Genomic DNA, 23,961 nt, shown 5'->3' with positions numbered 1-23,961 from the left:
CGCCCGTGTACCATTTCTGGACCGCCCCCGACCTCAAGGAGGCGATCGTCGAGATCGAGCGCAAGATCGCGTCCGGCGCGACGGCGATCGCCAGCCCCGACGCAGGCAGCGCCTCGTTCATGTCTGTCTCCGACGCGAGGGCTCTCCTGAAGACCCTGTACCGCCGATACGAGGAGAAGACCGGGGAGCGCCTCCTGCCCGACCGGCGGTTCACCGTCGTCCGCATGTCCGTCAGGGGGAGCGAATACTGATGGATATCATCTCGCGCATCGGGGCCGCGTTCGGCGGAAAGCGTTCGTCCGGCGCACCCCGCCGTCCCGGCTACCCGACCTCGATCTATCCGGCGGCCGCGCCCTCATCGACGCTGCCGCGCTATCGCAACCCGTCGCCTCTCGACCTGGTGCCGGAGCAGCGCCGCCTCCGCGAGATCATGCGGCACATGGCCCGGAACAATCCGGACGTGAAGTGCATCCTCGACCGCAAGATCGAGACGACGATCGGCGAAGGCCCGCAGCCCGAATCCCGCTTCCGCGAACTGACCGAACTCTGGCGCCGGTCGGTGCCGTATCTGGATAATCGAGGAGAACGCGACTTCGGGGACTGGTTCGCCGAGGACGTCGGTCGGAACTTCTTCGTCGACCGCGATCTCGGCATCCGCGTCCGCGATCGCCGCGGTAGGAAGATGTGGGGCGAGACCGTCGTTCCGATCCAGTTCCAGGCCCTCACCTGCGACTGGCATCCGGACGATTACGAAGGTCCGTGGAGGGGCAACGTCCGCTTCCGCAACGGCGTCGCCTCGTTGCACGACCAGAAGCTCGCATACGCCGTCTACGACCGGCATCCCGGCGATGCAGCGAGACTGGGCGAACAGGCGAGGATCGTCCCGCTGGAGGCCGGCGAGTTCTTCCACGTCTTCTCGTCATCGACGGGCAATCCTCGCGGCGAAGTCGCCTGGGCCCCCATGATCGAACTCGCGGATCAGCGCGAGGTCCTGCGGCAGATCGAGGTCAAGCGCCTCCAGAACGCGACGATGCTCTCGACCTTCCTCGAGCAGATCGCCGGCGAGGAGAACGACGCGGGCGGCATTCCGGGCGAGCCCGACGACGAGGCGTCCGATCCGTACACGGCGATCCGGAACCTGCGCATGCAGGGCGGCGACATCGCGCTCCTGCCGCCCGGCCTGAAGGCCAACATGCAGTCGCCGCCGGCCGGCGCCACGTCGTACGATACGATGCAGCGCAACCAGGCGATCGCTATGTGCGCCATTGCCGGCGTTCCGTATTTCGAGGCGCTCGGTCACCACGACAACATCCCGGAACGTTCGATGCGATACATCGGCGCCGGCGTGACCCGTCGCGCGAACATGGAGCGCAAGCCGCTCACGAAACTCGCGCTCCGGAAGATCTGGATCGCGTTCGTGACGATGGCGATCCTGACGGAGCAATGGGCACCTCCCGCCGGCGCTACCCCCGAGGAGATCTTCGAGCATACGTGGAAGTGGCCGATCATCCAGTCGGCGACGCTCGATCGCGAACTGACGACAATGGTCGCCATGGTGAAGGCGGGCGCGCTGCCGCTCTCGAAGCTCGTCGAGGACTACTTCGGGATGGCCTACGAAGAGGTCCTGCGCCGGTTCGCCGACGACGCGGCCCGCGCTCAGGTCATGGGCATCCGGACTCTCGACGCGGAATGGAAGCCGGAGACTGACGTCGCGAAGGCGGTCTTCGCGGCCGTCGAGGCCGAGGAGCAGTACGAACGCTCGCTCGTCGATGCCGCGAAGGAGGACTCGTCCGTGCTTCAGAGCCCGATCTTCTGACCTCACTTTTCCGGCGAAACCCTCTCTCCTTCTCGGGCAGCATCCCTGCAACGATAGGAATCACAGGGATCTCCCGGTGCCGAAGAAGACCGCGACCACAGTGACGAGGAAGTTGCCGACGCTCGGCCTTCGCGCCGCCGTGGCCGCGCCCGCGACCTGGAACGACGAGACGCTGACGGTGACCGCCGTCCTCGCCACGAACGCGCCGGTCCGGATGTACGACTGGGACAACGGCCAGGCGTACGACGAGATTCTCGACGTCGACGCTCTGACGCCCGAGCAACTCGCCGCGTTCGAGGGCGCGCCAGTCCTCGACTCGCACGATCGCTGGACGACGAAGTCCATCGTCGGTCGCGTCGAGACGCCTCGCGTCGAGGACGGCCCGACCGAAGGTATCCGGGCGCTCGTCTCCGAAATCCGTTTCTCGCCGACGGAGACCGACCTGATCGCGAAAGTGAAGGCCGGTTTCGTCCGGGCGATGTCGCTCGGATACGGCCGCCTCGGCGCCGTCGCCGAGGAACGCGAGGGCGACGTCGTCCTCGTCCGCACCCAGTTCGACCCGGCGGAAGTCTCCGCCGTCGCCGTGCCCGCCGATCGCGGTGCCGGCATCCGCGGAGCCGAGCGCTCCGCATCCACGATCACGCTGACCACCAAGGGGAAACGCAGCATGGACGCCGAGAAGATCAAGGCCGCGATGAAGGCGTTCACGGACGCGATTGACGCCGCGCTGGAGGACGATTCCACCACCGAGGACGATGCCGCGAAAGAGGAAGCCGCTCGCGCGGCCGCCGCCGCTGCAACCAGATCGGCTCCCGCCCCCGTTCAGCCGCAGGCGCCCGCCGCTCCTCAGACCCCGGCTGCTCCGGCGGCCGGCGTCCGCTCCGAAGCCGACCAGAGGGCGATCGCCGGCTATCGCGCGATCGCCGCGACCCGCGGCAAGACCGACGAGTTCGACACGTTCGCGAACGGCGGCTCCGCCGTCCCGTTCCTGCGCTCGCTCGCCGAGGGCTACGTCGCCGGCAACCCGGTCGAGATCGACGGCACCGGCACCACCGTGACCGCACCGGCCGAGAACACCGGTCGCCGCGGCAAGGGAGCCTTCATCACCCACGCCGAAGCCGTCGCCGGCAAGCGCGCCTCGTCCGACGCCGACATGGCGGCCGCGATCGGCGCGGCGATCGCCGGCGTGCTCGGCAAGAAGTAATCGAGAGGAGACACGCAGATGGACGATTTCACCGTAGTTTCGGCGGCTCCTGCCGAGCCGCATAAGGACACCCGCTTCGAGCCGACGCACCGCACCGGTTCGCATCTCGCATGGGAAGTCAGCGCGGACTTCTGCCGCAAGAGCGTCGACATCGACAACTCGGCCGGCACCGACGCGATCATGCCGGGCACCGTTCTCAGGGACGGTAACGACGACCTCGTCGGCGTGCTCTACGGCCCCGCGGTTCCGGCGGGCGAGTCCGTCTCGCGGACGGTCACGCACCGCGGCCCTGTCATCGTCAACGGCCGGAAGCTGATCTTCCCGGTCATCGCAGACGTCGCCGCTGATCCGGACGCCACGCCGCCGGTCGCAGCCGTCGACGGCGCCGCCGAGACCGCCGCGCTCGAGGATCATCTTCGAGAGCAGATAGAAGCCGCCGGGATCTCGATCCAGTAACGCCAGAAATTCAACGACGGCCGGTGGGGACCGGTCGTCGAACGAGGGGAAACGACCATGGATTACGATCCGATCTGGGACCACGACGCCTTCACGAACGTCCAGATGACGGCGGCGATGAACCTGCTGCCGCGTCAGGGGCAGGACATTGCCGACCACGTCCCGTTCACCGAGACGCCCGTCTACACCGAGGATTTCGCCCTCGACCGCACCACCATCGGCGAGATCGACCTCATCCCGTCCTCGGATCCCGGCTCGCCCGGCGATCTCATGAAGGACTACGAACGCTCGACCGCGCACAAGTTCTCCATGCCCTACTTCACGCGCCGGACCACCATCCGGCCGTCCGAGGTCATCGGAGCCCGCATTCCGGGTTCGAACGCGACCCGCGTCTTCGAGACCGAGCGTCAGAAGAAGCAGACCTATCTCCGCCGCGAGTTCGACGCGACGAAGGCGCACCAGCGCTGGCACGCCCTGTTCGGCAAGATCTACGACTGCAACGGCCGCCTTCTGCTCGACGTCCTCAGCCATTTCCAGATGCAGCGTCTGAAGAAGACGATCACGCTCGGCTCCTCGGTCGAGGCGATCGACGACCAGGTGATCGACTGTATGGACAAGATCGAGCGGATCCTCGGCTTCACGCCCGAGTGGTACAAGCTCATCGTGACCGAGAAGGGCATGAAGGAACTCCGCCGCGACAAGGTCTACAAGGAGATCCGGACCTTGAACAAGCAGAGCACCTGGGTCGATCGGCAGGACGGCCGCAAGGGCACGATCATCGCCGAGAAGGTCGAAGTGGTCTACTTCCAGAGCCCGCACATCGACGAGACGAAGAACCTCCTCGTCCCGATGATCCCGGACCTCGGCCGCACGATCAACGGTCCGTCCGCCTCCATGGATTTCGAGGGCGAGGTCCTGCCATTCTACTCGCAGTCCCAGCCGCTCGCGTGGAACGAGGGTCTCGAGATCAAGGGCTCGATGCGCACGATCTCCTACACGACCAGGCCCGACGCCGCGATCGAGATCGACTTCTCGAAGTAATCCTTCCGGCCGCCGCCGGAGGGGACGAGTGGCGGTGCCGGTTGCGGGGCGGACGGGAAACCGCCCGCCCCGTTTTCCTTCGGACAATCCTTTAGACGAGGCGAGACATGCTCCGTGCAGCGCGTACGATCGACGGCATCTACCCGGCATTCCCGCTCGGCGGCGCCGTCGAGGTCCTCGAGGTCGGTTCGACCTGGCAAGAGATCGCGGTCGGCTCGACCGATCTCGCGATGATCCGGGTTCCCGCCGATACGAAGCTCGTCCACGTTATCGCGACCACGGACGACCTCGCGGGCTCGAATGCGACTGCGCCGCAGATGGACGCGTCGTGGCCCCTCGATCCCGGTGTCTGGACGTTCTGCACCGACCGTGACCCCGACATGCGCTTCTATCTCGCGGTCGATCCTACCGATGCCCGGCCCGGCATCTCCGCGACGGCCCGCGTCCACGTCGTCTTGGGAGCGACCGGATGACCGCGACCGCACCCGTTCGCCGCCGCCCGCTTCCCGCACCACAGCAGCAGCCAGCCAATGCGCGGCCGCTCGGCGATCTCGTCGATGACGTCAGGCAGATTTCAGGAGGGACCGCCCGATGATGAGTTCGTACCAGCCGTTCGGCGGCGGCGGAAAGGGTGTCGATCCTCAGCTTGCCGCGGACGTCGAGGCGCTCGACAACGCGGTCAACGACCCCGAACTCGGCCTGCGGCCGAAGGTCGGCAGCATCGAGATTGACCTCGACGTCCTTGAAGCCGATGTCCGTGGCCCGGTCTATACCGAGACGACGACGTGGCCCGCAGGCACGACGCGCGTCTTCACGATCCCTTATACCGACGGGTCCATACCGACGCTGGGTGATCTCGGCCTGACCGAGCCAGGCACTATCAACCTTTCTGCGGCAAGCGGTCCGGCTGCAGGGCTCCCGTTCTCGTTCGGCATGAGCCCTGATTTCCTGTTCTCGACGATATTTCCCTACATTCAGGATGTTCTCGGTACGATCCCGGTCCTCGGCGCGAACGGTTCCCCGTCGACGCTCGACGTCGTCGTCCAGCCGTCCGCGGGATCTGTCACCGTCGGCGCGACGAAGGCCGCCTACGATCTCGGCCTTGCCGGCCTCGGGCAGAGCCTGACCGAGCGCGTCGAAGCGCTCGAAGTGCCGAGTGGAGGTGGATCCGGCGGACTGCCGGCGTTCTGGGCGGACGGAGACATCGTGCGCGTGCCGGAGGATTTCTCGACGATCGCAAGCGCGCTGGCCACCATTCGCGCTCGCTACCCTGCTCCCGACGCACGCGTCACGCTGCAACTCGGCCCCGGCTACCACGACATCGACACCCTGATCGAACTGATCGATGAGGATTTGTCCTTTCTTTCGATCGTCGGCAGCCCCGCGATCTACGAGACAGGTCCGATCTCGACGACTGTCAGCTATAGCGGTTCGTCCGAAAACTGGTCTGTAACCTACGCATTGACCTCGGATGTTCTCTCGAATTTCGAAGTAGGAGACTACGTCCAGATCACGTCGACGGAGGTTTATACCAGTCCCAACCAGCTTTGCGCGCAAGGTTACTTCGGCGTCACCGCAAAGTTGGGAGCGGGCTTCACGGTTTCCAACCTCGGCGGCGTTTCGGCACTGGCGGGCGCTACCGTCAGCGTGAAGTTCAAGAAGTACGCCACCCACCTGCGCAGCGACGGCGTCCTATTCCGCGGCATCCGTTCCCGCCTCCCGCAGTTTCGCGACCTCGGTATCGTCAACGCTTCGGACAGGGACGCGAACGGGTACGCGTTCCATCTCGGTGATTCCGTCTTCACGGATGGCGGGTCGTATTACACGGACGATCAGGAGGTCCCGATCCGGTTCGCGCTGAACGGCTTCGGCATACAGGCGACGGGGGAGAGCCGTATCGATCTGGCCGTCGCGATCAGTAACGGCCGCGTTCCCGTCGGAGTGTACGACGGAGTCAAGACCCATTTTCCGCGCGTCGTCATCACCGGAAGCCGATACGAATCCATCGTCTGCAGGGAACAGGGACGGGTCACGATCGGACATCACGGTTCCCGTTTCGGCCGTTCCGTCATCTGCGGATCGCCGGTCAACGCAATCGTCAACGACGGCAAGTCTCTCGTGACGATCGGGAATGCTTCCGTCTACGGGGCATCCGCGTCGGTTCTCAGCAGGTGGGAGTCGATGGCGCAGTTTCTGTCGACCGCCAATTACAACTCGGCGTCGCCGGCTGTGAGCACGTCCGAGAGCACGTCAAATCGCGGGTCGAGGAGTATCACCATATGATCGTCGTCATCAAGAAAACGTTCCCGCACCTCGTCTTCGCGACGAATTCCGACGCGCAACTCGAAGACGTGCGCGAGATGTATCCTGCGGAGGAGTTCGATTTCCGGTCGTGTTCGGGGCCGGCCGTCGCGGGCGAGACGCTCCCAGAGGGTACGACGCTGATCGAGATCCGTCCGGAGCCCGCCTGATGAACCTCGCCGCCCTCGTCGCCCGCACCGTCGCGTCCTCCCTCGGCTCGCCGGCCGTCGCACGCGTCGACGGCGTCGACTACCCGTGCCGCGCGACGCGTGCGACTCGCGAGATCCGCGTCGTCGAAGACAACTTCCCGGTCACGAAGATCCAGTCGTCCGCCCGCGTCGAGAAAGCGTCGGTGCCCGTCCGTCCGATCAAGAAGCGCGACGTCCTGACGATCGACGGCACCGAGTATCCGGTCCTGTGGTGCGAGGACCGGGGGGCGGTCTGGCATGTCGGACTGATGGAGCAACGCCAGTGACGCACGTCAATCATCAGATCGTCACCGCCGTCCGCGAGATCGTCGCTCGTGACCTGCCGGAGTTCGGCGGCCGCGTCTATCAGACGTCGTTGTCTCCGTGGGACGAGGTCAGCTACCCGGCCGCGTTCGTGTGGGGCGAGCGCACGCCCGTCTCGCTCGAGAGCCGCCAGGGCCGCCTGCAGCGCCGGCAACTCCGGCTGCGCGTTTCGTTCGAGGACCGCGTGAATTGGGACACGGACTTCGGCGCCGCCGCCGGCGATCTCGCGGTCCGGCTCGAAGCGGCCGTCCTGTCGCTAGTCGAGGAGATCCCGATAGAAAGTATCGAACTCGTCGAGGATGCGGGCATCGCCGTCGATAGCGGCACTGGCGACGACGGCAACCCGCTGACGCTGGTGTCGTCAGGCCTGGCGTTCGACGTCGTCTACTATACGGCGGAGGGTAAGGCGGACGCGTTCGTGCCGGCGTAAGGCATCAGTTCCCCGCGAGGAGCCCGACGACCCGGTCGTCGTGTCCGCTCACCAGTTCGCGAAGGACGCCCCACGAAACGAACGCTTCGTGTGATCCGTAGACGAACGGCAGGACGTCGTAGGGCGAGAAATTGAACGTCACCCCGCGCCTGTCGAAGTTGAAGTGCGCGAGAAGGCGCCAGACGTCCTCGTCGTCCTCCTTGTAGCCGTCGAAGAAATCCCGATCTTTGAGCGTGCCTTCCTGAAACCCGGCAGCGATCACCTTCTCGCAATACCCAAGCACCTTGCGGGCTTCGGTAACCGAGTGGCCGAGCAGCCTCTGGATGTCCATCGTGCCGATATCCTCGCCGAAGAAGTTCAGCGTGGTGATGTAATGGTTCGGATGGGCGGCTCTCGCATAGCCGATGTAATTGTAGAACCGGAGCGACAGCCGGTCACCGTCGCGGAAGAACTCCTCGGTGCCGACCGACCACTCGGACGTGCGCTCGTCTTCCGGGAAATCGTCGATTTCCAGCGTCCGGAAGTCGTAACGCGTCGAGAAGAAATCCTCGAGCGCGTGCGCCGCGATGGCTGCGTTCACCCACGTCCAGTAGGGTCCTTCGCCGTCGTATCGGAGATATTCGCCGCGGCATTCGTAGGTCTTGGTGACGTCTTCGAACTGGATCTTCTGCGAACCGCTCACGGGACCCTCCTCCTGGGAAACGATGGTGCTGGCCTGCTGCGGAAGGGCACGAGGCGGCTCTGCTCTCGGAAGCCTCACGTCACGGTCCGGGGCGATCTGGCTCCTTCGCTTCTCTATCACGCGTTCCAGGCGTTCCCGCCAGTCGTCGGCGAAATGGTCGATGTACTGGAAGCGGACGAGTTCGGGCGGCAGCCGGATCGGTTCGAGGCGGATGGAGACCATGAATAGATGACCGAACGGCTGGTCTTCGACGAGCTTGAGCGATTGCTTGATCTCGCGGATGACGACGCCGCTGCGCTGGAGAATTTCCGTCGAGCATAGGTGGACGACGAGGTCTGCCGACCTCTGGGCTTCGGCGCGTTCCGCGTCCCAGTCGGTGCCCCCGATGAGGGCTTCCTTGTCGAACCACACCTCGTCGCCCCATTGCGTCAGGAATTCGTAGATCTCTCGCGCCGCTTCCAGTCTTTCCGAAGCGTATCCCAGGAAAATCTTCACAGCGTCCCCGTCCCAATCCTTTCGGTTGACCCCCTCGGTAGCATCGGCACGCGTCGAATGGAAACCGGGACTTTTCCGGCGAAACCCTCTCTGCTGATCGGGCAGCCTCCTCGCGAACATCGGTGACATTCCCGAATCGCGACGAGGACTGACGCATGAAGAAGACCGGCTCCGGCTACATCTACTCGACGCTGCCGAACGAACTGCGCACGAAGGCGAAGTGCCAGATCCTCGCGCGGATCAAGGGCGACAAGTTCTTCCGGTCCCTCGGCGACACGACTTCCGTGACCGGCACGCGGACTCTCGAGGAGAGCGAGGTCTACAGCAACGAGACTCCGGACAAGGATCTCGCGCTGACCGACATCACGAAGAACGAGATGTCCTTCAATTTCGTGCTTCGCCAGATGACGGCGTTCGCGAAGAAGATCCTCTTCCAGTCCGAAGAGGTCGTAGTCAGCCAGGCGGCTGTCGCGGCCGAAGCCGCTTCGTTCGTCGGAATCGCGGCGGGCGATATCGCCGACCTCGATCATCACTCGATCTCGCAGATCACAGTCGAATGCGCCGCCACGCAGACCGCCTATGTCGAAGGCACGAACTACGTCCTCGACGGCGAGATGGGACGCCTCGAAATCGTCGCTCACCCAGCCGGCGCGACCGTCGCCGTCGACGGCACGGCCGATATCGACGTCGTCTATGATGCCGATGCCGCGGACGTCGTGACCTACGGCCCGGCTTCCAAGACCGACGTCCGCGCCGAGATCATCATCCGTCAGAACAACCGCTGGGGCCCGAGCTTCGACTACGAACTCTGGGACATGCAGATGCGCCCCGACGGCGATCTCATTATGGGCCAGGACGGCGACGACTTCGGAGAGATGACGATCGTCGGGCGCGCCTACGCCGACTCCACGAAGGCTCCCGAATACCGGATCGGTCGCGTCCGGCAGATCCCGAAGGCCGCCTGATCCCGGCGGCGGGCTCCGGCCCGCGCCACGCTCCTCCCTCCGTAGCACTCGCAAGGAAAACGCATGTCCGCTCTCGCCACCATCCTCGCCTGTCGCAAGGACTACTCCGAGTCCGTCCAGGTCGACGCCGGCACCGTTGAGATCTGGCCCGCGCCGGCGCTCGACGTCGCCGCCCTCATCGCCGCCGATCCGCAGGTCGCCGAGGTCATGGAGAACGCGTCGGAGGTACTCGGCACCAAGCAGTTCGGAGCCGCGATCGGGCCCGGCGGCGGCCTGCGCAAGCCGATGAAGGCGCTCATCGCCGCCTGCGCCCGCGACCGCTCCGTCGAATTTCGGGATGCCCTGGAAACGCTCAACATGGCCGACTTCCAGCGCCTCGCGAACGCTTCCCTCGTCGCCACGTGCCCAAGGGGCTTCAACGGTTTTTTCGAGGAGGAGGTGCGGCCGGCGGTGGAGGCGATGGCGGGGATAAGTCTGGACGAAGCGGATCGGATCGCGAGGGAGGAGGCAGAGACCTCTTCGACCCAATCGCGATCGTCGAGACGTGCGCTCGCCTCGAAATCGAGGGTGTTGAAGCCGTCGAAGAAGTCTCGCTGACGCGCATGATGCTGCTGCACGGAGCCGTCCTTCAGAGAGAGGAGGAGTGGTTCCGGCGCGAAGCGAAGTCCGGCCGCACGGCGAATGCCGACGAGAAGGGCTGGAAAGAGATCATGGGGGCCTGACACGTGCAGAGACGTACCGCCGACATCGTCACGCGATTCCGAGTCGCCGGGTTGCAGGCGGTCGTTCAGTCCATGACGCAGGTCATCCAGGTGATCGACCGGGTCCAGCGCGTCCAGAACAGGGTCCGCGTCATCACGCAGCGCACCCGCGATTCACTTCGCCGCCTCGGCGATGCCGGCCGCCGTGCGACCGATCGGATCGTCCGCGGTGCCGGCAACGCCATGCGCTCTCTGGTTCGTCTCGCGACGGTCGCCGGTGCGGCCGGTGCGGCGTTGGCCGCGGCGGGAAAGGCATCGGCTTTCGCGTTTATCAAGGAGTCTGTGGACGACACCGTCGATTCCTTGCGGTTCCTCCGTCAGACGTCCGCGCTCCTGAAACTGCCGCCCGAGGTCGTCTCCGCATGGGAGCGGTTCGGTCTGCAGACGGGCGTCGAGAAGGAGGACACGGCGGCGATCCTGGGCGCCTTCAACACCGCGGTCTCCGAAGCGGCTTTCGATCCGGAAGCGCCGTTCACGAAGCTTTTCCAGGACATGAACGTGCAACTGGTCGATGCTCAGGGAAACCTGCGCAGCATCAGTCACATCTTCACGGATTTTGCGATCGCGTCTACGAAGCTCGGCAACCGCCGGGGCTTCTATCTGGCCCAGATCTTCGGGGACGGCGACGCCCTGAAAGCCGCGGAGATGTTCGACAACATCGCGCGGAAGGGCATCGCCGGGATGAACGCGTTCAAGGATCAGGAACTCGCCGAAGGCAACCTGGTCACCGGCGCGCAGGTGGAAGCCGCGAAGCGCTACGAAGCGGCGACGTCGAACCTTCGCGAGACCTACTTCGCCCTGAAACGTCTCGTCTTTGAAGGACTCGAGCCGACACTGACGCGAATCGCGAACGGGTTGGAGCGTGTCCTCTCCGACAAGAAGGCCAGGATCGCCGACTACTTCGTGAAGACCTTCGAGAACTTCTATCGGCTCCTGCGCGAGATCTCGATCGTTTTCACGCGGACCGACTTCGGCGTGACCTTCTTCGACGAAAGCCGAATCGTGGTCCAACGCGACTGGCTCTACGACGTCCACGACCTCATCATGGCGATCGCCGGCGTCCTCGGCATCCTGGGGCGTGCCGCGATCGCGGCCGGGCGGGCGGTCGACGCACTCATAAAAGATCTGACGGGCTTCAGCTTCTTCGATTTCTTCGCGAACTTCGACACCGATCGGCTGGAAGTCATCTTCACCAAGATCGTGAAGTACCTCGCGTCCCTGTTCCGCGACGTCGGCCGGCTGTTCGGCGCCGAGTTCGTCAAGGGCGGCGGAGGCATGGAGACCGGACTCGGCAAGTGGGCCGACAAGGCGTTCGATGGTCTGAAGGCCCGCTTCGACGCGTTCTCGGGCTGGGTCAAGTCGTGGGTCCAGACGATCGGCGACTATCTGCGGACCGGCTTCGCCGAGGCGCTCGCGTTCCAGTCCGGCGAGGCGTCCTTCGCGTCCCTGACGACCTCGCTCGGCCAGGTCCTCGGCGTAGTCCTGCGGGTGTCGTCCGCCGTCGGCAAGCTCATCGAGCAGTTCAAAAAAGTGGTGATCGACGAGCAGCGCGCCGATCGCGGCTACGAATGGATCGAGCGCCTCGCGGATCGGGTCGAGTACATCACCGGCGTCTTCGGCGACTTCGTCGACATCATGCGCGCGATGTTCGGCTGGCTCGACACGATAACGATGGGCTTCGTGAAAACCCACGCCGCGGCGATCCTTCTCGCCGGCGGATCCCTCTTCGCGATCGCGCGGGGGCTCAACGCCATCTCCGGCGGGCTGCTCCTGCTCGGCGCAAAAGCGGCCTTTTCTGCACTCGCCACCGGTTTCTCGGCTGTCACGACCGCTCTCGCCGGCACCGCTGCCGGCCAGACGATCGCGGCCGCGTTCACGGCACTGGGAACCGCTCTCGCCGGTCTCGCGGCACCGATCGCGCTCGTCGCGACGGCCGTCGGCGTGTTCGCGTCCGCTTACGCGGCCTGGAACAAGATGAAGGAGGCGGAGGAAAGCGCGAAACGGGAGCGCGAGGCGATCGCCGCGAACGACCGGCACGCGCTGTCCTACGGCAAGGCGGCCGCCATCGCGACGCCGGCCGAACTCGCGAGATACCGCTCCCGCTGGGGCGACGACGCGATCACGCAGCGCGCCCAGACGATCATCGACAACGGCGGTGTCACCGCGTGGAACAAGTCCACGGAGGATTACTACAAGAAGAACCCCGGCGTGCCCGTGAACTTCTACCTTAACGGTTCCGGCCCGTACGAAGGCGAGATCGCTTCGATGGACGAGTTCAACCTGATGAAGCGCGATTACTCCAGGATGACGAGCCGATGACCGCCGTCTCCCCGCTCTTCGCCGACCTACCCGTCGATCGTCGCGCCTCGATCGGCGTCCAGGAGACCCAGACGCCGGTCGGAAGCTTCGAGGCGCGCCGCACGTGGAACGGACGGACAAAAATCCTTAAGCCGACCTGGGGCACCAAGTACTCGCTTTCGCTCAGCGTCGACGGCGACCGCGTCCGCATGCCGCCGATCGAGGCGCTTCAGCCGGGCGCCGCTCTGACGGTCTACTCGTCGGTCTGGTGGTGCCAGCGCATCGCGCCGTGGCAGCAGGAGACGATTCTGCTCCGTGACCCGGTGCCAGGGACGGTGCATGCACGCGACGCGGCGACGGACGCCGACCTCGGCGAGACGGTCGCGGGCCGGGTCGTCTCGATCTTCGGGCGAGTCGGCAAGACAATGGTCTGGTACCGGCCTACTTTCTATTGTGTCGTCGTCCGCTTCGAGTCTCGCGGCGGATCTACCGACCGCTCGTCCGGATGGTCGCTCGAGGTCGAGGAGGAGGTCGCTCCGTGAGGCTCTTCCTCGCTCATATCGACGATCTCGACACCGCCTTCGATCCTTCGATCCACTGCGACGTCGCGAACGACGAGTTCCGGCTGCAGATGACGGAAACCGAAGGCCAGATCGTCACCCTTTCGATCGAACGCCGCCAGTCCGGCCTGTCCCTGTCCGGGCTCGGATCGGCGTCGCCGCGCTGCGTCCTGATCTCCGAATCCCCGACCGGCGATGCCTTGGACGCCGTCCTGATCGCGCGAGGCCGGATCGTGGGGTTGCCGGACGACCTGTTGTCGCCGACCCAGACGATCGAAGTCGAATGCGCTCCGGCCGACATCGACGACCTGCTCCTCGAATGGTGCAAGGACAATCTCGCGGACGGCCCGGAGACGGATTTCCTTTTCTCCGACGCGGACCCCGAAAGCGTCGAGACCTACCTCCTCGGACGCTCGGGCACGCTCCGCGTCGATCCCGCGACCCATGAGATCTCATACGTCGACGATCTCGTCGGCGAGACGATCCACGACCTCGCGGGCGTCCTCCTCGTCGACGGCGACGCGTGGTCGATGCCGCCGGGAATGTACGATCCGCCGTCCAAGGAATACCGGGCGGAGATCACGTGCGACTGGACGCAGGAGGCGTCCGGGAAGACCGACATCGGCGCGTGGATCGGCAGCATCTCGAGCATGGATCCGAGTTTCGGCGGACGGATCGAGCAGGCATTGTCTGTATCCGGCGCCGAGGGTTGGTCGTCCGCCGGCGTCGAAGCGGTCCAGCGCCGGACGACGGGCATGTCGGTCGGCGGGACGTATGCGGTCTACTCGACGACGCTCAAACCTCTAGTAGCATGGGAAACCGGCCCCTTCGCCGAGTACGTGCAGTTCAGGGGTGAGCGCGCGGACGGCGTCTTGGAAAACACGACGCTGCGCGGGACGTATGCGGTCTTCACGACGACGGTCAAGCGCTGGAATGTACAGTATTCGTATTCGCAGGCGCGGCAGGAGCGCGTCTTCGCGAGCCTCGAGGTGCCCGTCTGGGACACCGTGTTCGTCCGCGAAAAGGACCCGGAAGTCCTCCGACTCTCGCTCGGCGACATCTTCGTCTCGGACAAGATCCACGCGTGGCTCGAGGACACGGACTATGTCGCAGGCGATCGCGTAGAGCACGACGGCAGGTACTACGAAGCCGTCGCCGATCATCGATCGAGCGAGTATTTCGACGAGCGCAATCCCGCCGGCGAGACCCGGAGGTCGACTTACGAATCGGCGATCGTGCGATCCTACGAATCGACGTGGACGTATTGGATCCGCGTCTATCCGGACGACATCCCGTCGCGCGCCGCGACCTACAAGTGGTTCGACACGCCGAGAGGCCAGCGGTGCATCGAACACGCGCTTTGCCGACTCCGGAAGACCGGGCGCCGGAACTTGCGGGCCCGGCACATCGTCGGCAATTTCCTCTGGGAGGACGTCCGGGACGTCTCGGTCGCGGACTCGATCTCGGTCGTCGTACCGTGGGACGGCGGCACGACCGGCCGGCGGATCACGGCGAAGGTCGTCACGATCGAACGCGAGTGGGACGGCGATCGCGCTGTCGCGCGGATCGAGGCCGGCATTTCGCTCGGGACCGGTGAGACATCCGAATCGCCGCTCGGCGACGTCTATGCCGACGACTGGTCCGACCCCGATTACGCCGGCGCGCCGGGCCTCGCTATTCGCGAGATCGAATACGTCACCGATGCGGACCCGGCTTCGCGGCCCATCCGAGCCGAGCGCCTACGCTACGGCTCGTACGCCGTCGAGTCGGTCGATGTCGGCAACGGCGCCAACGCGCAGTGGTCCATCATGTCCGGCTTGAAGGACCCTGCGCAAGCACCTGTTTTGAAGCCGACATATCTGGATATCCGTCTGAAATCGCTAGCGACTTCGGACGTGCTGACGCGCGAGATCGACATCGCCGCCAGGCTCAATGAATCGCCGATGGGTATTGCGCAATGAGGCGGAACACGAACCTTCCCACGACTAGGGCGCGCATCAACCGCGCCCTAGTCGAAAAGATCGCGCAGAGCCGGATCGACCGCGGCCGCGGCGAAAAGCCCATTCCTCGCGTCCGTCAGTCGGCCGGCGGCATCGCCTCGCGCGGGGTGCCGTCCGACGTCACCGGATCGCCGGCGGTACTCGTCGCGGTGACGTGGACGGGCACGCACCTCATCCAGCCGCCGATCCTCGAAGGCAACTACTACCGGGGCACTTTCGCCCGCCGGTTCGTCCACGTCTCCGGCCCGGTCATCGGACAGACGGACTGGACGGCCGAAGCGATCGCCGGACTCCGCGACGGCGAAGAGAATCAGATCGATCCCGAAGGAGAGAACGCATGATCACGTACCGGGACGACCTCGGACGCCCGCTGACCTCGGTCGAAGTCGACGCGAATTTCCGCGAACTGGCGGAAGGAAAGCTCGCCGACGCGCCGGCGGACGGAAAGGAATACCTCCGAAAGGCCGGCGCGTGGGTCGAGCCCTCCGCAGCGCCGGCTGGCATCGCGGAAGCGCCGGCGGACGGCACGCCGTATGCCCGACAGGACGGCGAATGGGTCGCCTTCGACGGCGGTGGTTCCGGCGGCATCGCCGACGCGCCGGCGGACGGCACGGATTACGTCCGCCGCGACGGGACGTGGACGGCGCTGACGCATCCGGCGGCCGGCATCGCCGAGGCGCCCGGAGACGGCACGGTCTACGGGCGCAAGAATGGCGCCTGGGAGCCCGTTCCGGCCGGAACCGCCGGTGGCGGGGTGAAATACGACATGTTCTACGACAACGCCAAGTCATACGCCGCCGGCGACATCGTGCGTCGCTACAACCACATGTGGCTGTCGTACTCGGGCTCACAAGGCATCGGGCCGGATTTCGGCGAGGGGCTCTACTACTGGGTTCCGTTGACGATGGGTGCTGTTGAGGCGGCTGGGGTAAGCGTCACCCAGAACCTCTATCATTCCGACGCCAACGGCAACACGATACAGAGCCTGCGCGCCGTCATCGTCGATCTCAAGAGCCGGATCGCCGCGCTGGAAGCGGCCACTGCCGCCTAGAACGGGATGTCCGGGGGCAACTCCGGCACTTTGAAATCGTCTTCCCACTCATCCGCGGCCGCCATGGCGGCCGTTTTCCTTTCCGGCTCCGGAACGGGCGCGGTCGGCGACCCCTGAGCCGCGCAGTCCGCGGCTCTCTGCGCGAGGACGGCTTCCAGAAGCGCGTTCGCGGGCTTCGGTACGGCGACTGGCGGCTTCCCCGTAGGCGATCTCGCGGCCGTTCGCAGGATCCGGGCGCCGCGATCGGCTGCGATCGAGCGCACGTCGTCGTCCGCGACCCAGCCGGCAACGAGGATCCTTGTTCCGGTTCCGGTCTCAAGGTGGTGGAAGGCGGCCGCGAGGGCCTCGTCGCCGTCGACGGCGCGGAGGAATCGCTTCCAGACGCCGGTATTCGTCGCGCGCGACTCGTCGGCGATGCCGTCGGCGTGGGAAAGGAGGCGACCGCGGTCGCGGATGTGATCGACGAGCGGCTCGACCTCGTCGACTATCGTGCCCTCGGGCACGCACGACCCGACGATATAGAGATGCGGCATGTCCGAGCGATATGTCGCGCGGAGACGCCCGAGCGCCTGGACGATCTCCTCGTCGCGAATCATGCGGAGGAGCCGGGAGGAATACTCGCCAGAATATTCCTGGGTCTCGATGTCCATCGTCCGGCCATCCCGCATCCGGAGCGTTCTCGCACGGTAGACGACCGCTCCGTCCGGCGAGTCGCCGTCTCCGCGCGGGTCGAGCGGGGTCTCAAGGTCTTCGTCTTCGGGCGTCAGGGCGGCCGTCATGCCGTCTACGGTAATCCTGTCGGGATACATCGCACCGAGCACAATGCAGGCACGGTGCTGCTTCGCCCAGTCCTTGCCCCTCAAGGCCCCGAAATGCAAAATGTCCACGTTCGCCGGGCGTCGCCAATGGCGTTCGAGCATCGCCTCGACCGCTTTCGGGCACGTGACAAGAATGCGCCCGGCCCCGTGCTCGGCGGCGGTCTGGGCTATCAGTTGCCGCAGCATTTTCCGGGTCGCGCGCTTCTCACGGCGCTTTGGCGCGGCGTCGGATTCGCGGTCGAGGATCTGGCTCTTCGTAAACGTGCTGCCGGTCAAAACCTTCGTCCACATGCGCTGATCGGCCGTGATCTCCTCGACGTGCGGCTCGCGGCCGAACACCGCAGTCACGACCTTCTCGTCCGCGCTAGCATCCAGAAGCAGCGTCGGCAGGTGCCCGAAAGGATACTGGCTCAACCACGACAGCCGCACCCGGTCACCCGCGAGCGGCGCGATCCGGCGGTCGAGGCCTGACGGCATCGGCACGGAGCCGTCGTTAGGGACGGATACGGCGGCGAGATAACGCTCGACGCGCTCCGTCAGCAGCCTCCACAACTTGGCCTCTTCGCCGACATTCCGCCCGGGAGTCTCGCCAGCGAGGCGCTCGATCTCCGCGTTCGAGGTTGCCGGGGTGATCGTCGCGTTTCGGCTCGCTGCACGGCTGGCGACGAGGAGCGCGGAGGCGAGGCAGTCCTGCCTGACCTTCGCAGACTTCTCGCGCTTCTCCCGCTCATGATCCTCCTCGGCATCGGGGATCCTGTCCGCGCCGAGGGCGATTCCTTTGGCGGGATCGCGCCCGCGCTTCCAGCATTCCTCCACAAATGCGACGAGGCGGTCCCGATCGTCGAAGCGCTCGCGCACCCAGCCGTCGACTTCGTCCGCCGACGGGTTGTCGCGACCGAAGACCGCCAGCTTCTCGGTCTTCGTCATGTACGGAGGCTTCCGCGGGCCGCGCAGGACCGACCTCGAGAAGGTGATGACGTGGCAAAGCTTGTCCCAGACCGATTCATCGATCACGACCGCCGCGACTTCCTTCATCAACTTGGGGGCATTGACGGCGACATATGAGTGCACCGACACGACGAGATCGTACTCGAGCAGATTCTGTCGATCGAGTTTGGCCTGACACCAGTCGTCCGGATTCGAGTTGTCGTCTTCCGGGTTGTGTCGGCAGAAGACGTCTTCCGTCGTCCTTTCGCCGGGCTTTAGCGTACCCGACTTGTGAACGGTCGCGCGACAGAGGCCGGCACCCGACAGACCCATGGCCGACAAAGCCTTCTGCTTCGCATGCATGAAACATCCGGAGCGCTCGTCCTGGAGGCCGAAAAGGTGCTTGGTCTTCAGTCCGGCGGCCTGCGCCTTCACGACGACCTCGACCGCGAGATCGTGCGTCGGGACGAGCAGCAACGTCGTCTTCCGAAATTCCTCGGGCATGTCCGCGAACAGCCGCACGAATTCCTCCGATGAGATCGAATCGAGGAGCGAGGTCGTCTTGCCCGTGCCGACAGGACTCTTGAGAATCGCGAGCGGCGCGATGGGCGCCTCGGCTCCCTCGGGCAGCGTCGCGAGGTCGAGGTGGTGCTGCGCGGTCGCGCCGAAGAAATTCGCGAAGAACTCCTTCATCTGAGCGGAGATCCTGATCGACTCCTCGCCGGCATCCGGCAGGACGACCGGCAGCGTGTCGTCGGAGAGCGTCGAGAACGAGACGCCTTTCATTTCCTTCGCCGTCGAGAAAGATTTCCGCTCTCGGTGCGGCACGATCGCCGTCATTTCGCCGCGCGAGACCTTCCCGGCTGTCCGCTCGATCTTGTCCTTTATAGATGTCGCAAGCCGGGACCCAGACCACCGCCCCGAAACCTCAGCCCGCCGCCCGAATTCCTCGCGCGACGCGGTCATCAGACGCTCGCGGCCCTCGCCGGTCTGACACGCGGCTGGATTCGCCCTGCAGATGAGGCCAGTCAGATGCAGCAGGAAAGCGTCGCGACCATCACGCACGAGGCCGTCGCGTTCGGTCCAGTCCGCGTCGCGCGGGGTCGAAAAATTCGGGACTTCGACGCCGTTCGAACTCGACCACGACATCTCGACGAGCCCGCCGGACGCCGCCCCGCCCTTCCGCTCGAAGCCGCGGATCTTTTCGACCTCGCTCAGGAACCGCTCGATCTGCGCCGGCGTGACCAGCGGCGCGGCCTCCGGGCCGTGCGTCGACGGCGACGCGCCGCGCATCCACGAGAACCGGTCTCCCGTCTTATGGTGCCGGCCGTTGACGGTCAAAAGCTTGCCCTGACCGAGGATTTCGACGAGATGCGGCGAGACCGTCTCGCCATCCTCCTCGAGCAGCCTCACCGACCGGTTCGCGGGCAAGTCCTCGGGATGCTCGACGCGGAAGAAGATCGCGGCTTTCGGATAGTTCCCGACGCGGACTAGCGGTGTGCGGCCGAGGCATTCGTCAGCGGCCGACTGGATCGCCCACGACAGCATCTCGTCCGTGACATCAACGTCGATTGCGAAGCAATTCGCGGACGCCTTGCCGAGAATGATCGCCGCGTTCATCCCGATGGCCTGCCTCGACCACCGCTCCACGGTCTCGAGGTCCGGCCCGACGTCTTGGTACGTCGACCATTTGAGGCGCTCGCCGTCGACCTTCGCGGGCATGCGCCCGTTCTGCTCTTGCGGAATTACCGCCCAGCCGCGCTCGGCGATCATCGGCCCGAATTTGCCGAACAGGACCTCGCCGAGGCGGGTCGAGACGATCTCCTCGCCGATCAGCGCGGAGAAGTCAGCGCCTCGATAGAGGTCAGCGTCCTCGGGAGCGTACCACGTCCGCTTACCGGCTTGCAGACGGGCGGGCTTCGGCTCTGGTGCCGGCGCGGCGACAGGTTCCCGTGCCGGCGCGACGGGGGCCGACACCGGGAGTTCGAAATCCCCGGGGAATGACCGTTGGAATGCCGCGAGGGTGCCGTCCGGATCGACGTAATCGTCGACCTCGGCGATCGGCTCCGGCTCCAGCGGCGGCGCGGCGACCCGGGGACGCGAGTACTCTGCGTCCTGTTGCTCGGCGAGCTTTAGGAAATCATTGGCGAGGTCGGAAAGAGGGCTGTCGGTCATCTCAACCTGAGGATGCGATCGAAGAGTCACTGTCTGCCCGACGTTGGCCGTCGGTGCGTTGATGAGAGGATGCCGAGTCGCCCGGCAGGCTTCAAGAGATAAAAAGCGGGATCGTTAAGAAAATAATGGCCCGCGCGCCCTCAATGTGCAGTATTTTTCACATCGGCGGAACGCTAACGCGATACCGTTCCGCAGATCATCCGAACTTCGAAGTATCTCCGTAAAATTCTTCGCTTTTCCTTGCCGACAGGGGTTGCGCCTTTCGCGCGATTCGGCATCCTGCAGTTATAGGAATGATTCCCTGCGCGGGGGGTGCGGGGAACGGGATCTGAGGGGGTCTCATTGAACGGGAATTTCGGACGGCGGCCGCGGCCGGCCGCGCTCGAGGACTGTGCCGTCAGGGCGCTTCTCGCGCGCGAGATCGGAGGGCGTCTGAACCGGCTGACGAAGGGTAGGATCATCGGGTCTCGGCAGGCTTTGTCGATGCGGCTGGACATCTCGGTGAAGGCCGTCGACGAGTTGAACGCGTTCGTCAGGAATCGCGGGGAGATCGACACCTTCTCGACCGCGAGGGCGCTGGTCGTCGCGGAGCGACTGGGCGTTCCGGTGCGTCTGGTAGTCGGCGAACAGGACGAGGTGGCGGCATGAGGACGCTCGCCTTCGACCAGGCCACGCATACCGGCTACGCGATCCTCGACGTCGGCGGCATCGTGGCGGCCGGCTCTCTCGATCTCGGAGCGGGTATCAGGACGTCCGGCAGGAACGCGGTCCCGACCGACGTCCAGCACGTCCTCAAGTGCCGGGTCCTGCGCGATCTCGCGGCCGAACTGATCGAGCGGCACGACATCGAATGCGTCGCCTGCGAGCGCGATTTCGGTCGCGGCGTCGGCGGCCGCCTGCTCGTCTCTCTTTATACGGCGATCCAGGACGCCGCGTATTCGGCAGGCCTGCCGTGTCTCGGCATCCGGATCGGGGACTGGCGGCGCTCGATGCACGGGACCGCCGGCCGGACAGGGAAATGGCAGAAGGCCCAAGCCGTCGCTGCGTGCGCGGAACTCGGCTGGGCGCTCGACGAAGACGCCGCAGAAGCCGTCCAAATCGCGCGATACGTCCGCAAGCGGGTTCGGATCGTCCCCGACAAGCCGTCGAGCCGGAGGGCCGCGGCATGAAGCTCGCCCTCGACCCGAACTGGAAGTCCATCGCGAAGCGCGCCTGGTCGATCCGCCTGATGCTCCTCGCCGGCGTCCTGTCCGGCGCCGAGGTCGCGTTGCCTCTGCTCGACGGCCTCCTGACCATCCACCCCGGCCTGTTCGCCGCGGCGTCCGGTCTCGTCACCGCCGCCGCGTTCGTCGCCCGGCTGATCGCTCAAAGGGACCTCGACGAATGAGTTTCATGTCCGCCATCGCCCGCCTGTTCGGCCGCCGCCAAAGGATTACGACCGTGCCCGCAAGGATTTCTCCGAAGACCTCGTCCCGACTCAAGAAGTCCGGCACCCTGATGGCGGCCGCCGTCGCGCTCGTCGGCACATGGGAGGGGATCCGCACGGTCGCGTACCTCGACACCATCGCCTCTCCGCCCGTCTGGACGGTCTGCGCCGGCGAGACCCGCGGCGTGAAGAAGGGCGACCGCTACACCCGGGCGGAATGCAACGACATGCTCGCCGAGGGCCTTGTCCAGTTCGAGAAAAAGATGCGGTCGTGTCTCTCGGCGCCCGACGCTCTCCCGGACGGCGTTTACACCGTTTTTCTCTCGCTCTCCTGGAACATCGGTACCGGCGGATTTTGCCGCTCGACGGTCGTCAAGCGCGCCAATGCCGGCGATCTGAAGGGTGCCTGCGACGCCATCAGAATGTGGAACCGCGCCGGCGGTCGCGTCGTGAAGGGCCTCGATAACCGGCGCAGAGACGAGCAGCGCATCTGTCTGGGAGCGCTCTGATGCTCCCGGAAATCATCATCGCAATCGTCGCGACCGGCGCGATCGGCGGCTTCGTCGTCTACGCCTGGGCGACCGCGCACGTCCGGAGGGACTGGGTATGACCAAATACCTCCTCGCCGGCCTCAGCCTCATCGCAGTCGTCGCCGTCACCGTGGCCGGCGTCCAGAGCACCCGTTTGTCGTCCGCGCAGTCCGCACTCGCGACCGTCCAACAGGAACTCACCGCGTCCGAAGCACGCAGACGGGGCGCCGAATCCGCACATCGGGAAACCCTGCAGGAACTCGCCACCGAGCGCCGTGAAGCCGACGCCGCCGCTCGCCAAGTCGCGGATCTCCGAGATCGTATCGCCCGCGACGCCGGCACCAATCGGGACGCCCCGACTGCGCCAGTTCTCGAAGACACAATCCGCTCGATCGGAGGCCGGCCATGACCGCCGCTTCCGCGCACAAATTCGGAATCGTGTGCGCTTTTGCCGGCGTCCTCGCCTTCGCCGGATGCGCGACCAAGAACGTCATCGTCCCGCCGCCGCCGCTCGCAGACCGCATCCCTGCGCAGTTGCTGGCGTGCCGGGAAAGGCCGGTCGCCGGCGAACTCACACGACAGAGCGACGTCGCGAAATACGTCGTCGAACTCGACGCGGCGGGCGAGGACTGCCGCAGAAAACTTAATGGAATCAGAGGGCTCGTCCAGAGGGACGCGGCCAGGACAGGAGGCGAACATGACTGAAAAGCAGAGGGCATCGGAAGCCCTGATCGAAGCGATCGAGGCTGCGAAGACGGCAACGCGGAATCTAAAATCAATCCCGCACACTGAAACCATCCGCAGGCATCTCGACGACGCACTTGAGGCCGCGCATCTCGCAGACGAGGTCGAGTGGTCGCGGACTTCGTTCCGAAAAATCTACTCGGCGCTTTCCGATATCGAGCGGAAGATCGGTGATCTCGGAGATCGCCTTTCGTCGCTCGACGCCGGCGGGGAGGCTGCGTAATGGCGACGACAAGCGAAACCATCGCCGCCCTGCGAGATCTGTACGCTCAAATCGAGGCAGCCCAGCAAAAACTGCAGGCCGTCGAACTCGCGACCGATGACGGCATGAGCGGATACCGCGAGATCCGAGGTCATCTGGTCCGAGCCCGCGCCGCCGTCGTCAACGAGATCGTGGCGCAGGAAAATGGTGAGACCGCCGCGACCATCGAAGCCAGACGCACTGCAAACGGCCTCGACATCAAGGTGCGGGCGACGGGCGACGTCGTAATCGGCGACATCCGGCTCGGCGCGATCGAGATCTGACAATGCGCCTGAACGTCGCCGAACCCTGTCCCGCAGACTACCCGGAGCGCGCCCTGGGCCGACCGATCCTCGACCGGTTTCTCGACGACGAAAATGGCGACGAGGACATCGCCGAGCTTATTCGGGTCGCCGGTCTCGGGGACAGGCGCCGGCGATGGGTCGGGGACGACGACAACTGAATGAAATGAGGAAGCCCGGCTGAGGGGTCGCCGGGCTTCGAGAATGCATAGGAGGGTCGCCGGTA

28 protein-coding genes are annotated in these 23,961 nt (G+C 65.4%); 26 read left to right on the top strand and 2 right to left on the bottom strand.

Going from position 1 to position 23,961, the window contains the following annotated elements; translation table 11 throughout:
* Window positions 1-5: 5 nt before the first annotated feature.
* The 10 genes from B9A15_RS06265 to B9A15_RS06220 all read left to right on the top strand — a co-directional run bounded on the left by B9A15_RS06265 (window position 6) and on the right by B9A15_RS06220 (window position 7,760).
* The gene (locus B9A15_RS06265) at window positions 6-251 is read left to right on the top strand and encodes a hypothetical protein (RefSeq protein ID WP_084409199.1); all 246 of its coding nucleotides are present in this window, start codon (window positions 6-8) and stop codon (window positions 249-251) included.
* On the top strand, window positions 251-1,816 hold the full coding sequence (locus B9A15_RS06260) for a phage portal protein (protein WP_084409198.1): 1,566 nt from the start codon (window positions 251-253) through the stop codon (window positions 1,814-1,816). The genes B9A15_RS06265 and B9A15_RS06260 overlap by 1 nt, the downstream gene beginning before the upstream one ends.
* A gap of 76 nt (window positions 1,817-1,892) precedes the next feature.
* Complete coding sequence (locus B9A15_RS06255) at window positions 1,893-3,020, top strand: HK97 family phage prohead protease (protein WP_170923191.1); 1,128 nt, start codon at window positions 1,893-1,895, stop codon at window positions 3,018-3,020.
* An 18-nt stretch (window positions 3,021-3,038) separates the two neighbouring features.
* The gene (locus B9A15_RS06250) at window positions 3,039-3,476 is read left to right on the top strand and encodes a hypothetical protein (RefSeq protein ID WP_084409196.1); all 438 of its coding nucleotides are present in this window, start codon (window positions 3,039-3,041) and stop codon (window positions 3,474-3,476) included.
* A gap of 57 nt (window positions 3,477-3,533) precedes the next feature.
* On the top strand, window positions 3,534-4,517 hold the full coding sequence (locus tag B9A15_RS06245) for a major capsid protein (protein ID WP_084409195.1): 984 nt from the start codon (window positions 3,534-3,536) through the stop codon (window positions 4,515-4,517).
* Window positions 4,518-4,624: 107 nt separating this feature from the next.
* The gene (locus B9A15_RS06240) at window positions 4,625-4,990 is read left to right on the top strand and encodes a hypothetical protein (RefSeq protein ID WP_084409194.1); all 366 of its coding nucleotides are present in this window, start codon (window positions 4,625-4,627) and stop codon (window positions 4,988-4,990) included.
* 118 nt (window positions 4,991-5,108) lie between these two features.
* Window positions 5,109-6,800 carry a hypothetical protein gene (locus B9A15_RS06235; protein ID WP_084409193.1) on the top strand — a complete coding sequence of 564 codons (1,692 nt, stop codon included), beginning with the start codon at window positions 5,109-5,111 and terminating at the stop codon, window positions 6,798-6,800.
* A complete protein-coding gene (locus tag B9A15_RS06230) occupies window positions 6,797-6,988 on the top strand; it encodes a hypothetical protein (RefSeq protein WP_084409192.1) in 192 nt (63 codons plus the stop codon). The genes B9A15_RS06235 and B9A15_RS06230 overlap by 4 nt, the downstream gene beginning before the upstream one ends.
* Window positions 6,988-7,293 carry a hypothetical protein gene (locus B9A15_RS06225; RefSeq protein ID WP_084409191.1) on the top strand — a complete coding sequence of 102 codons (306 nt, stop codon included), beginning with the start codon at window positions 6,988-6,990 and terminating at the stop codon, window positions 7,291-7,293. Before B9A15_RS06230 ends, B9A15_RS06225 begins: the two co-directional genes overlap by 1 nt.
* A complete protein-coding gene (locus tag B9A15_RS06220; protein WP_084409190.1) occupies window positions 7,290-7,760 on the top strand; it encodes a hypothetical protein in 471 nt (156 codons plus the stop codon). Before B9A15_RS06225 ends, B9A15_RS06220 begins: the two co-directional genes overlap by 4 nt.
* A gap of 4 nt (window positions 7,761-7,764) precedes the next feature.
* On the opposite strand, the gene B9A15_RS06215 is transcribed toward B9A15_RS06220, so the two are convergent.
* Window positions 7,765-9,057 (bottom strand): toll/interleukin-1 receptor domain-containing protein, encoded by a 1,293-nt coding sequence (locus tag B9A15_RS06215; protein WP_244556816.1) that lies wholly within the window; start codon window positions 9,055-9,057, stop codon window positions 7,765-7,767.
* Between the two features lie 35 nt (window positions 9,058-9,092).
* Here B9A15_RS06215 and B9A15_RS06210 point away from each other — a divergent pair, with 35 nt between their 5' ends.
* The 7 genes from B9A15_RS06210 (at window position 9,093) to B9A15_RS06180 (ending at window position 16,572) form a co-directional block, all read left to right on the top strand.
* A complete protein-coding gene (locus tag B9A15_RS06210; RefSeq protein ID WP_084409188.1) occupies window positions 9,093-9,902 on the top strand; it encodes a phage tail tube protein in 810 nt (269 codons plus the stop codon).
* A 63-nt stretch (window positions 9,903-9,965) separates the two neighbouring features.
* Window positions 9,966-10,499: a hypothetical protein gene (locus B9A15_RS06205; RefSeq protein WP_084409187.1), complete on the top strand. Its 534-nt coding sequence runs from the start codon at window positions 9,966-9,968 to the stop codon at window positions 10,497-10,499.
* Between the two features lie 197 nt (window positions 10,500-10,696).
* Window positions 10,697-12,982, top strand: a complete 2,286-nt coding sequence (locus tag B9A15_RS06200; protein WP_139798235.1) for a hypothetical protein — start codon at window positions 10,697-10,699, stop codon at window positions 12,980-12,982.
* Window positions 12,979-13,503, top strand: coding sequence for a hypothetical protein (locus B9A15_RS06195; RefSeq protein WP_084409185.1), 525 nt, complete (start codon window positions 12,979-12,981; stop codon window positions 13,501-13,503). Before B9A15_RS06200 ends, B9A15_RS06195 begins: the two co-directional genes overlap by 4 nt.
* 218 nt (window positions 13,504-13,721) lie before the next feature.
* Entirely contained in the window at window positions 13,722-15,482 is a 1,761-nt protein-coding gene (locus tag B9A15_RS06190) for a hypothetical protein (protein ID WP_139798234.1), read from the top strand.
* Window positions 15,479-15,862, top strand: a complete 384-nt coding sequence (locus B9A15_RS06185; protein ID WP_084409183.1) for a hypothetical protein — start codon at window positions 15,479-15,481, stop codon at window positions 15,860-15,862. Before B9A15_RS06190 ends, B9A15_RS06185 begins: the two co-directional genes overlap by 4 nt.
* Window positions 15,859-16,572 (top strand): hypothetical protein, encoded by a 714-nt coding sequence (locus B9A15_RS06180; protein ID WP_084409182.1) that lies wholly within the window; start codon window positions 15,859-15,861, stop codon window positions 16,570-16,572. Before B9A15_RS06185 ends, B9A15_RS06180 begins: the two co-directional genes overlap by 4 nt.
* Here the strand turns inward: B9A15_RS06180 and B9A15_RS06175 are convergent.
* Window positions 16,569-20,090 carry a bifunctional DNA primase/polymerase gene (locus B9A15_RS06175; RefSeq protein WP_170923189.1) on the bottom strand — a complete coding sequence of 1,174 codons (3,522 nt, stop codon included), beginning with the start codon at window positions 20,088-20,090 and terminating at the stop codon, window positions 16,569-16,571. The two genes, B9A15_RS06180 and B9A15_RS06175, sit on opposite strands and share 4 nt — an antisense overlap.
* Window positions 20,091-20,975: 885 nt before the next feature.
* On the opposite strand from B9A15_RS06175, the gene B9A15_RS22895 reads away from it, so the two are divergent.
* The 9 genes from B9A15_RS22895 (at window position 20,976) to B9A15_RS22890 (ending at window position 23,896) form a co-directional block, all read left to right on the top strand.
* Window positions 20,976-21,140 (top strand): hypothetical protein, encoded by a 165-nt coding sequence (locus B9A15_RS22895; protein WP_170923188.1) that lies wholly within the window; start codon window positions 20,976-20,978, stop codon window positions 21,138-21,140.
* The gene (locus tag B9A15_RS06165; RefSeq protein ID WP_084409179.1) at window positions 21,137-21,661 is read left to right on the top strand and encodes a hypothetical protein; all 525 of its coding nucleotides are present in this window, start codon (window positions 21,137-21,139) and stop codon (window positions 21,659-21,661) included. Before B9A15_RS22895 ends, B9A15_RS06165 begins: the two co-directional genes overlap by 4 nt.
* Entirely contained in the window at window positions 21,658-21,879 is a 222-nt protein-coding gene (locus tag B9A15_RS06160; RefSeq protein ID WP_084409178.1) for a DUF7940 domain-containing protein, read from the top strand. Before B9A15_RS06165 ends, B9A15_RS06160 begins: the two co-directional genes overlap by 4 nt.
* Window positions 21,876-22,427, top strand: coding sequence for a lysozyme (locus tag B9A15_RS06155; protein ID WP_244556815.1), 552 nt, complete (start codon window positions 21,876-21,878; stop codon window positions 22,425-22,427). Before B9A15_RS06160 ends, B9A15_RS06155 begins: the two co-directional genes overlap by 4 nt.
* Window positions 22,428-22,524: 97 nt before the next feature.
* Window positions 22,525-22,857 carry a hypothetical protein gene (locus B9A15_RS06150; RefSeq protein WP_084409177.1) on the top strand — a complete coding sequence of 111 codons (333 nt, stop codon included), beginning with the start codon at window positions 22,525-22,527 and terminating at the stop codon, window positions 22,855-22,857.
* Window positions 22,854-23,153 (top strand): hypothetical protein, encoded by a 300-nt coding sequence (locus B9A15_RS06145; protein WP_084409176.1) that lies wholly within the window; start codon window positions 22,854-22,856, stop codon window positions 23,151-23,153. Before B9A15_RS06150 ends, B9A15_RS06145 begins: the two co-directional genes overlap by 4 nt.
* Window positions 23,146-23,415, top strand: coding sequence for a hypothetical protein (locus B9A15_RS06140; RefSeq protein ID WP_084409175.1), 270 nt, complete (start codon window positions 23,146-23,148; stop codon window positions 23,413-23,415). Before B9A15_RS06145 ends, B9A15_RS06140 begins: the two co-directional genes overlap by 8 nt.
* Window positions 23,415-23,717, top strand: coding sequence for a hypothetical protein (locus tag B9A15_RS06135; RefSeq protein ID WP_084409174.1), 303 nt, complete (start codon window positions 23,415-23,417; stop codon window positions 23,715-23,717). The genes B9A15_RS06140 and B9A15_RS06135 overlap by 1 nt, the downstream gene beginning before the upstream one ends.
* A gap of 2 nt (window positions 23,718-23,719) precedes the next feature.
* The gene (locus tag B9A15_RS22890; RefSeq protein ID WP_170923187.1) at window positions 23,720-23,896 is read left to right on the top strand and encodes a hypothetical protein; all 177 of its coding nucleotides are present in this window, start codon (window positions 23,720-23,722) and stop codon (window positions 23,894-23,896) included.
* The last annotated feature ends 65 nt before the right edge of the window (window positions 23,897-23,961 follow it).

Source organism: Fulvimarina manganoxydans (assembly GCF_900176465.1).
Lineage (GTDB): Bacteria > Pseudomonadota > Alphaproteobacteria > Rhizobiales > Rhizobiaceae > Fulvimarina > Fulvimarina manganoxydans.
The sequence above is the reverse complement of the archived record's forward strand: the minus strand, read 5'-3'. Positions and strand labels throughout refer to the sequence as shown.